General features: G+C 40.7%; 10 protein-coding genes and 1 pseudogene. 4 read left to right on the forward strand and 7 right to left on the reverse strand.

Annotated elements, in window-relative coordinates:
- A partial coding sequence (locus ACM0OT_RS23515) for a hypothetical protein (protein WP_414566791.1) occupies positions 1-218 on the forward strand: 218 nt, incomplete at its 5' end.
- Between the two features lie 71 nt (positions 219-289).
- Here the strand turns inward: ACM0OT_RS23515 and ACM0OT_RS23520 are convergent.
- Both ACM0OT_RS23520 and ACM0OT_RS23525 read right to left on the reverse strand, forming a co-directional pair.
- A complete protein-coding gene (locus ACM0OT_RS23520; RefSeq protein ID WP_414566792.1) occupies positions 290-613 on the reverse strand; it encodes a hypothetical protein in 324 nt (107 codons plus the stop codon).
- Positions 614-851: 238 nt separating this feature from the next.
- Positions 852-1091 (reverse strand): hypothetical protein, encoded by a 240-nt coding sequence (locus tag ACM0OT_RS23525; RefSeq protein ID WP_414566793.1) that lies wholly within the window; start codon positions 1089-1091, stop codon positions 852-854.
- 238 nt (positions 1092-1329) lie between these two features.
- Here ACM0OT_RS23525 and ACM0OT_RS23530 point away from each other — a divergent pair, with 238 nt between their 5' ends.
- Positions 1330-1536: a hypothetical protein gene (locus ACM0OT_RS23530; protein ID WP_414566794.1), complete on the forward strand. Its 207-nt coding sequence runs from the start codon at positions 1330-1332 to the stop codon at positions 1534-1536.
- 16 nt (positions 1537-1552) lie between these two features.
- On the opposite strand, the gene ACM0OT_RS23535 is transcribed toward ACM0OT_RS23530, so the two are convergent.
- From ACM0OT_RS23535 to ACM0OT_RS23555, 5 genes and pseudogenes are all read right to left on the reverse strand, one after another.
- Positions 1553-2452 (reverse strand): metallophosphoesterase, encoded by a 900-nt coding sequence (locus ACM0OT_RS23535; protein WP_414566795.1) that lies wholly within the window; start codon positions 2450-2452, stop codon positions 1553-1555.
- Positions 2453-2485: 33 nt separating this feature from the next.
- Positions 2486-2815: a hypothetical protein gene (locus ACM0OT_RS23540; protein WP_414566796.1), complete on the reverse strand. Its 330-nt coding sequence runs from the start codon at positions 2813-2815 to the stop codon at positions 2486-2488.
- A gap of 7 nt (positions 2816-2822) precedes the next feature.
- Positions 2823-3674: a DUF1206 domain-containing protein gene (locus ACM0OT_RS23545; RefSeq protein ID WP_414566797.1), complete on the reverse strand. Its 852-nt coding sequence runs from the start codon at positions 3672-3674 to the stop codon at positions 2823-2825.
- Positions 3675-3839: 165 nt separating this feature from the next.
- On the reverse strand, positions 3840-5771 hold the full coding sequence (locus ACM0OT_RS23550; protein WP_414566798.1) for a transglycosylase domain-containing protein: 1932 nt from the start codon (positions 5769-5771) through the stop codon (positions 3840-3842).
- 347 nt (positions 5772-6118) lie between these two features.
- Positions 6119-6337: pseudogene (locus tag ACM0OT_RS23555) on the reverse strand (NADPH-quinone oxidoreductase); the annotation flags it as partial.
- A gap of 51 nt (positions 6338-6388) precedes the next feature.
- On the opposite strand from ACM0OT_RS23555, the gene ACM0OT_RS23560 reads away from it, so the two are divergent.
- Positions 6389-6796: a hypothetical protein gene (locus ACM0OT_RS23560; protein WP_414566799.1), complete on the forward strand. Its 408-nt coding sequence runs from the start codon at positions 6389-6391 to the stop codon at positions 6794-6796.
- A gap of 138 nt (positions 6797-6934) precedes the next feature.
- Positions 6935-8707: tetratricopeptide repeat protein (locus ACM0OT_RS23565; RefSeq protein ID WP_414566800.1), on the forward strand; the 1773-nt coding region annotated here is incomplete at its 3' end.

Below are 8707 nucleotides of genomic sequence, written 5' to 3' on the forward strand. Positions count from 1 at the left end.
ATAATCCGCCAGATGTGGAAACTAATAATCCGCCAGGATTAGAGAACAATAATCCGCCAGGATTAGAGAACAATAATCCACCAGGATTGGAGAACAATAATCCACCAGGTTTGGAGAACAATAATCCACCCGGCTTGGAGAACAATAATCCGCCAGGTTTGGAGAACAATAATCCGCCAGGTTTGGAGAACAATAATCCACCAGGTTTGGAAAATTAACGCAATTAATTATGAGACTAAAAGGACAACTAAAAATTTAGCAGTAGTGAATTAGGTGGGGCAAGAATTTTTTATTTCCCCCCATCTTCAAAATCTGTTAACGCGCAAGCAAACTCGCTAAAAGCTGTTTTAACCAGAACCTCTTTCATTCCCCTGTCAAGTCGAGAATTGCGTATGATATCTGTTAACTCTATAAATAGCAGAGAAAACATATAACGATCTTGACGGTCAACCTGTTTCAAGCAAGATAGTATAAACTCATAAAGCTCTGTTTTTCTAGGCTTAGTCTGTTCATCCCATATTTGAAAACCAAGCCGAAAAGTTTTTAAACGGATCTCATTAATGCTGTAGGACGTGTCTTTGTAGCGAATTGATACGCGCTGGGGCATGTCCATATGTTTTAGGCATGAATATTTTAGATAAGATAATATTCAATAATTTTTTGGATTATCCGGAAAAAAGACAAGCTATTTAGTGATTAATCATTGGTCATTGGTCAATTAATTACAACCCCGCTTCTTTCCATCTCCCACTTCCAAGCTCAGATAATATTAGCCAAGCCCACGGAAAATATTGTAGGCTTGGCTAATTGGCTAATTAACAACTAGCTTTCATTCAAAACCGACGTCATATCTAATATTTGTCGTCTTTGCCGTCGTCATATCCGCCGTCGTCATATCCGCCGTCGTCATATCCGCCATCGTCATATTTGCCGCCGCCATATCCGCCTTTACGGAAGTAGAAACCACATTTAGGAACGCGAATACGTCGAGGACATTTACGACCTTTACCCCATTGACCTCCAGAGATCATCTGTTGTTCGTCTGTGGACAATTCCATCATCAACTCAGATGAGATAGTTTGTTGTGACATAATTAGTTACCTCACTTACATAATTAGGTAATCATTACCTAACAACTTAAACATAAGCAAGGCTGATTTTTAATTCATAATCCTAAAGGTATAACCTATAATGAACCTAGAGATAAACACTATTATATAGCTAACTTCTATAGATAAGTAGTTGACATTTTGCCAAAAATTAGTCCAAATACTAACTTAGGCGTATACTTTTTGGCACAACGACAAAAGAGGGCTATTGTCAGTAAAAATGCCAAGTCAAGATTACGGCTGGAAACGGTTTTGGCGTCCTCGCTCAGGTCACATGAATTTGTCTTGTCGTGACTATCTGTGTGACCCAGAAATAGAGTGGGGACACGTCTATAATCCAGACCTAGTAACTTTTGAGGCTAGATCAAACTTTCCTTGTTTAGCACTCCTAGGTGAACCAGGAATAAGATTAATTGGTCAAGATTGAATATTCATTAGCTAGATTAATCTGCCTGAAGAGTAAAAAATGTTAGTTCTGGCGGACAGAATAAACGTATTGGTGCAATACTCATTCCAATGCCAGGATTGACATAAAGTTGATTACCAGGTTTGCCGAAACCCTTTGCCCAACCATCGGCATAAACTTTATCTTTTTGTGTGAACCTTAACCACGACCACTGAGGGAAACCTGGTACTCGTATCTGTCCCCCATGAGTATGTCCCGCCACTGCTAAGGGGGCTGAATTGGCAGGAAATTTCTCAAATGAGTCTGGATTGTGCATCATCGTGATTCTAGGGCTGCTATCTGGTACATCACTCAAAGCTTGCTCAGGGTTATCCCGATTTGCCCATAGCGAACCTACCCCAACTAGATATAAAGTATCATTACTATTTGGCAGTTGCAGTTGAACTGACTCATTCTCCAATACTTTAATACCTGCTGATTCTAATGCCGTTTTCAAACGTTCGGCTTCTTCTGTTTTAGGTGGTGCAGACCTACTACTCATGCCGTAATCATGATTACCCAGCACTGCATAAGTAGGTATACCTGCTGCAATCAGAGGACGAACTATATCTACTGCTGTTTCGATCTCTGGTTTGATATTAGAGCCTGGATGATAAATAAAGTCGCCACTGATCAACGCTACAGCAGGTTTTGCCTCTACCAATTTAGCCACGCTGCGACGAGCAGTACCACGATTGTCGCCCCATAATCCAATTTGAAAATCTGAGATTTGTCCGATTTGCTTACCCTGCCAAGATGGGGGAAGGTTGGGAATTTTTGCAGTTTCGGTTTCGATGTTGAGTATGCGGGGTTCGATCAAACTCCAGATTACCAATAGTGTAATCGCACCTACTAATCCTAAAATAGAATATTTTAGTTTTTGAGGGATATTTTTCATGATTAAAAAATCTTAATAAATTACACAAAGAAATTAAACTACAAAGGTATCAGCCACGACACTTTTTTGACTACGTTGACGTGACTTGTTCGCAAATTGCTTTAAGCCATAAAACACTGCTAAACCTAAAAGTGCCACTAAATAAACGTGATGCTCTAAAAAATCAAGTCCAATATTCAAACTGCTTTGGAGTGTGACTTGGGCTTCACTCAATTCTGGCAAAATGTGGACGAACACATAAGCAACAAATACTCCACTGCCAAACGAGAGCCAACGACTACGTGGTTTAGCATTGAGAAATTGTAGTTGACCAGAAAATAAATGTATGATTGCTAAGGCGATCGCATATATTGCAGTGTTCATATTTTTTTTATAAATTAGTAATATGTCGATAGCGAGCCTCTATTACGGAATACATACCGTAAGCAATCAAACCCAACGCCACTACACCTAAAATCCAAGGGCCAAAAGGTTGCTGCGCCAGAGATGCCAATGCACCACCTAATCCCCTAGCTTGAGTGCCATCTAATTGAATCGCTGCCAGCATTATAAAAATGCCGATGATACCAAAAACAATGCCACGGGCAGTAATCCCAAATCTACCCACACGCACTGCCCAAATTTGCTCAGTCCGACTCATTTGAGCAAGTTTGAAATGGCGACGAAATTTACCTTGGTATGCTTGATAAAGATAAGAAATCCCAACACCAATGACTATCAAACCCACAAGCATTACTAACCATCTGCCAAAGGGTTGATTTAGAAAATATATCGTCCAATCTTCAACTGAATCGCTGTCGCCACTACTTGAACCGATAATTATTTTGATAGATGTTACAGCCAAACTGAAGTAAGCGATCGCACTAAAAGCATAGCCAAGACGCTTGGCAATTCGTTTAGCATTCATTTCTTGACCAGAATTTTCGGGGTCGAGAATAGTTTGCACAAATCGCCAAAGTGCATACCCAATAAGCCCCAGGGTGACAATACCCAGGAGAAATTTACCAAAAGGCTGGGTGACAATCGTTTCTAGCGCACCACTAGTATCTGTAGTTTTGCCACCAGAACCAAATGCTGCCTGTGCTGCTAGTAAACCCACAATAATATAAACTAGTCCTTTTGCTGCATAGCCTAATCTTGCTAATCGCTCAACCCAAAGATGAGAAACTGCTTGTCTAACGGGTTGTTTAATGTTTTTAGGAAGAGGATCACGTAGTGCCATATTTTTTATTTATTCAGGTTGGGTTAGGACTAAATATTCTGAGCCTGTTAAGAAAGTGCTTTTAGAGGTACTGTAAAAAATATAGCTAAACCTCGTCCATCATAGAAAGTGAAGTTTTTGTCATTCAGTCCTCCCGATACCCAGGTAAATCAACCACTAAAATTCCTATTCCTTATTTGGTCGGGGGCGAGGAAACTCAGAAGGTCGCTGGAAGCTCTCGACTGGGACATTTTTAAGTGCATTTCGCATAAAATCACGCCATATAGGAGCAACCGTACCACCACCTGTGGCACCGTAACCTAATCTTCTGTTGTCGTCTCTTCCTACCCAGATCGCAGTTGTCAACTGGGGTACAGTACCTACAAACCAAACATCCCTTTCTGATGAAGTTGTTCCCGTTTTACCGGCAGCCGGACGACCTATAGCAGCAGATTTACCTGTGCCATTATTAATTACAGACTGCATCACATTAATCACCGATGCCGATGCCCAAGGATTTAAAACCAAATTAGGTTTAGGTGTGTTGTCCATCAAAACGTTGCCATTACTATCAGTGACACGCATGATTAATGTAGATGGTGACTGCCAGCCATAATTAGCCAAAGTAGCATAGGCACTAGCCATTTCTAGAGGCGTTACACCAATTGCACCTAAAGGCAAAGAAGTTACAGGTTGCATCGGACTCGTAATACCCAAAGTCCGAGAGGTTTCAATAACTTTATTTAGACCTACAGCTTTGCCTAGTTTGATTGCTGGAATATTCCGAGATAGTGATAAAGCTTTGCGAATTGGCATGGCTCCCATAAAACTATTATCATAGTTGCGTGGAGAGTACCAACGGTTACCATCACGATACTTGACTGGAGTATCTTGCACTATTGTATTGGGTGTGAACTTGCCACTAGCAAAGGCAGCGTAGTAAACAAACGGTTTAAAAGAAGATCCTGGCTGACGACGCGCTTGAGTTGCTCGGTTGAACTCGCTGGTTTTGGCATCTACGCCACCAACTAAAGCTTTAATAAAATGGGTACGAGGGTCAATAGCTACTAAAGCTATTTGATTATTTCTTAACCCTTGATTTGTCAATCTTTGATGCCAACTCTTGACTGTTTTTTTTGCCATCATTTGGAATTTAGCATCAACAGTTGTTTGCACCCGCATTCCACCTGTGAGCAATGCATCACGTCCAAACTTTTTCACCAATTCCTGGGCTACAGTATTAGTTATATAAGGTGCAGCACTACCTTCTAAAGACCGATTTTTATTCAGTTGAATCTTTTCTTTGAGAGCCTGATTGTAATCTTGCTGGCTAATCCAGTTTAATTCCCGCATCCTAAAAAGCACTTCTTGTTGCTTTTGTTTTGCCAAGTCCAGGTTTACAAAAGGACTGAAATATTCTGGTGCAGGCAGTAAACCTGCCATCATAGCTGATTCAGCCAAATTCAAATTTGCGGCTGACTTATTAAAGTAATAACGTGCCGCCATTTGCACACCATAATGGTTATCACCCCAATAAACTTGATTGAGATATAGATCCAATATCTCATTTTTACTGAAAGCTTGTTCTAAACGAACTGCCAGCACTGCTTCTGCTATCTTCCGCGTTAAAATACGCTTTTGAGATAAAAACAGGTTTTTCACCAATTGCATGGTGATAGTAGAGCCGCCTTCTTGAACTTTCCCAGCTTCCAAATTAACTACTAAAGCACGCGCCACGCCCATAGGATTAATACCTTGATGCTCATAGAAATAAGTATCTTCTGTGGCTAATACGGCTCTTTTTAGGTGAGGAGAAATTTTATTTAAGGGAACTACTTCACGATTCACTTCCCCGTGAATACTTGCCAACAGCCTGCCTTTAATGTCATAGATATAAGTTGTTTGTGCAGGTACAAAGTTCCGTATTTTTCTCACCCTTGGTAAATCACGGAAACTAATAGCTAAACCAAGCAGTCCTCCAGCTAGCACAGAAATTGCCAGCGAGGTAATTGATAAAAGGGTACAGCCAGTAACTTGACTCACCCCTTTGAAAAATTCTAAACTAGGCGAAGTCCGGATGTGCGGCTGCTTATCTTCAAAACTTCTTAATGAAGACACGGCAATTTTATTTCCTCATTGATTGGTGTAACGGCAGTTTATTCAGCAAAGTCAACCAAATAATTTTCGGCTACTGATAATAATTTGATAGTTATGAAAGTTGATATATTCCGTAGCAAACATAACTCAATCAATTATTCGATTATAAAGAGTATTGAGTAGTACAACTTCTACTTAGAGGTAGAATTTTGCTACACCGTAAGATTGGATTATATACAAAATATCCATCAACAGCATTCACCCTAACGGATATGGGGGAAGCAAGCAAGGCTCATCTCTCCACAAAATTTATGCAGGTTTATGTCTATACTAGGACTTATTGACAACCCGACACAAACACTGGTCTATTTTTCATATTCATCAATAATGGGTAAAAAATAGTGACAGAAGTATTGGCATTTATCCACCCAACCAAAAGGTAGGTCAGCGGCTACTCCACCAATACGAAAATAATTATTGTTGACCATGCGATGATCGCCTGTAGTGGACTCAAACAGATCGAGAATCATTTTGCGATCGCGTAAAGTAAAGTATAAAATCACCCTATTACCGTAATTGAGAATTATCGTGCGCTAGTATGAATTTGTATACATAATTGCGATATACTGCGTAAATTAATGGATATCAGCTTAATCGTTAAACTTTTAGCTCCATGTCTGCCGTTTCTGCTGAATGTGGGTAATAAAGCCGTAGAAGGGGCATCTCAAAAAGTGGGTGAAGATGGTTGGAATAAAGCCAAGGCTATTTGGGCTAAGTTACAACCTAAAGTAGAAGCTAAGGAAGCAGCCAAAGAAGCCGCGACAGATGTAGCTGAAAGTCCAGAGAATGAAGATTTACAAGCGAGTTTGCGGGTGCAATTGAAGAAGATTTTGGATGCAGATCCAGCACTGGCGGAAGAAATAGCCCAAATTTTGCAAGCTGGAAGTAATCAATCTGGTGACAACATTCAAATGAATGCTAATGCTTACGACCAAAGTACCTTAAAGCAAGTCGGGAAGATTGAAGCTAATGAAGTAAGTTTTTAAACGCAAAGGTACGCAGAGTATCACCTAAAACTCACTTACTCTCTGCGTCTTAGCGCGACGGACACTTTGCTCAAGTCGGGAAACCCACCTACACAAGTGTCCTCCTCTGCGTGATATTCATTTACTTTCATTCAGCTAATGGAAGAAACTAACCCCGGCAACCAAAAAATCATCAAATTAGAGGGAAATGCCCACGATGCGAGTAAATTAACTCAAATTGCTTCCATTGATGCAGAAAATTTTCATCTGAATGCCGAACAGGTTCAATTTCTCGTTCATCTAGAAAGTGGTAGTAAAACCGAATCACCAGGGATTTTGAAAGCAGGTGACTCGCCCAAAAGCTTGGCTTACTGGCAAGGAAGAACAGAAGAAATAGCCCAAATACAGCAATGGTTAACTGATAAAAATACATTCCTCATTGGTATAGAAGGCATTGGTGGTACAGGGAAATCTACTCTGGCTGCTAAAATTTACGATGAAATTGGGGGTTTTCCTAAACGTTTTTGGGCTGATGTCGGTAACGGGGCAAGTTTTAGCGATTTAGCGCGGAAAGTATTACAAGAGTTTGGCTTTCCGGTTCCAGAACAAGAAACGCAGTTAGTCGAGGCGTTGATTAGGTGTCTACGAACTGGTCAATTTTTACTGATTATTGACAATTTAGAGAGTGTATTACAAGCAGATAGACAATGGGGAAGTCTATTTTATGGTGATTTCTTTAACGCCTGGGTTGAATCTGGCAGTAGTAGTAAAGTCATAGTCACCACTAGGGAAAGACCAGAATCACCAAAAGGCTTTGCATGGCTACCCCTGAAAGGTTTGCAAGTAGAGGAAGGAGAAGCGCTGTTAACTGCATTAGGCATTCGGGGAGATTTAGCAGAGTTTGTCAAACTGGTAGATGGACATCCCCTATTGTTGAGATTGGTAGCAGATTTATTAAAGGAAGAATATTCCCAAGACCCGGATTTAAGCAGACTCGCAAATTTAGGTTTAGGGAATTTGCAGCAGTTGTTGACAGATTCCCAAGTGGTAGGTGTGCATCGCCGGGAAAATGTGGGGATGGTGTTGGTATTAGATGCCAGTTTTGCAAGATTGAGTGAACTGCAAAAGGCTTTGTTGCTGAATATTAGTGTTTATCGTGGTGCAATTAATAGCGCAGCAGCAGTGGCTATGTTGACAGGATATTCAGCAGCAGAAATTGAGCAAGAGTTAAAGAATCTGGTTAAGCGTTCTTTTTTATTAGAAAAACTTAATGGTAAGCGGTGGTTTGAGTTTCAGCCAGTGGTGTTGGAGTATGTGCGGTATAAAGCAGGTGATCAAACAGAGGCGCATCAACGAGCTATTGATTATTATCGCTCAGTTGCTAAACAACCACCTTGGATAACAAAAGAAGATGTCAAAGAATACTTAGAAATCTTCGATCACTTTTATCAGTTGCAAGATTATAACTCTGCTTTTGATAGCATTCGGTTTTGCGATAAATTTTTGACCTTGCGAGGTTATTACACAGACCAAGTGGAATTATATGGGCAGTTGGTAAGTAAATGGGAAGGAATTGGTGAGAGAGAAAATTGGAAATATACAGCTTCTCTCACTTCATTAGGCAATGCTTACAACTACCTGGGACAATACCCACGGGCGATTGAGTTCTTCCAGCAGTCTTTGGATATCAAAAGGGACATAGGCGATCGCAATGGCGAAGGTATTTCCTTAAATAATTTGGGCAGTGCTTACAACTCCCTGGGACAATACCCACGGGCGATTGAGTTCTTCCAGCAGTCTTTGGATATCAAAAGGGACATAGGCGATCGCAATGGCGAAGGTATTTCCTTAAATAATTTGGGCAGTGCTTACAACTCCCTGGGACAATACCCACGGGCGATTGAGTTCTTCCAGCAGTCTTTGGATATCAAA

Origin of the sequence: Anabaena sp. CCY 9613, assembly GCF_963920895.1 — a bacterium.
Taxonomy (GTDB): Bacteria; Cyanobacteriota; Cyanobacteriia; order Cyanobacteriales; family Nostocaceae; genus Cyanocohniella.